Below are 894 nucleotides of genomic sequence, written 5' to 3'. Positions count from 1 at the left end.
GGGGCAGCGGCGGGAGCGGCCGCAGGCGCCGCCGCGCCCGCCTGCCAGGGTTGCCACAGCAGCAGTGCGGCAGCCACGCCCACGCCCACCCCGCCCAATGCCAGCCAGACGGGCGTGCGCCGCGCAGAAGCGGACGCTGCGGTATCGTGCAGCTGCACCTGCGGTGCATGAATCGACGGCAACTCGCCCAATTGGCGCTCGGCCTGCGATTTTTTTAGTGCTTCAAGTATGTAGGACATCTTATTTCCCCGCCACCATCGCCGTCGCAGCGGGCGCTGCCACGGCAGGAGCTGCGCTGCTCAGGCGCGGCTCCGAATTGTCACCCAGTTGCATCAGGCGTATGAACGTTTTCGGCCCCGCCAGGCCATCGGCCCGCAGGTTCTGGCTCTGCTGGAACACGCGCAGCAGGCGTTGCATCTCAGCATCGAGCGGCAGATTGGCGGCCGGCGCCGGCAAGCCCTGCTGTTGCGCCAGGCGCTGCCCCAGCCAGTCCACGTCGGCGCCGCGGGCGCCCGCAGGTATCTCGTCGCGCCAGTTGCGCGGGGCACGCCAGAAAGTGGTAAAACTGCCATCGCTGCGCTGCGCCAGCTGGGCCAGCGGCACGCCTTGCGGCTTGCCATCGAGCAGCACGGTGGCCGTCTCGTCCTGCAGCCGCGTCAGCAGCGCCAGCTGTTCCATCCCCTCCCCGTCGCGCAAGGTCAGCATGGCGGGACGGTCCAGCACGCGCAATTCGGCGATGCCGCCCCGGCTGTGCAGGCAGCGCAAGCCGGCGCGTGCGCCCGCCTGGCAAGCGTCGCCGGCCGGCAACTGCTCGCCCCACAGGGCGGCCAGCTGGCGCAGCACGGCGTTGCGGTCCGGCACGCTGGCGGGCGCGGGCGTGGATGCTGGCGTGGC

The 894-nt window shown here is 71.1% G+C and carries 1 protein-coding gene and 1 pseudogene; both read right to left on the bottom strand.

The genetic code is table 11. The features are described from left to right. Positions 1 to 239, bottom strand: a pseudogene (locus GCN74_RS28195) (hypothetical protein); the annotation flags it as partial. 1 nt (position 240) lies between these two features. Beyond that, a partial coding sequence (locus GCN74_RS28190) for a peptidoglycan-binding protein (RefSeq protein ID WP_193317310.1) occupies positions 241 to 894 on the bottom strand: 654 nt, incomplete at its 5' end.

Source organism: Janthinobacterium sp. FT14W, from assembly GCF_009208755.1.
Lineage (GTDB): Bacteria > Pseudomonadota > Gammaproteobacteria > Burkholderiales > Burkholderiaceae_D > Janthinobacterium > Janthinobacterium violaceinigrum.
Note: the sequence above shows the minus strand (reverse complement) of the source record. Positions and strands in the feature narration are given on the sequence as shown.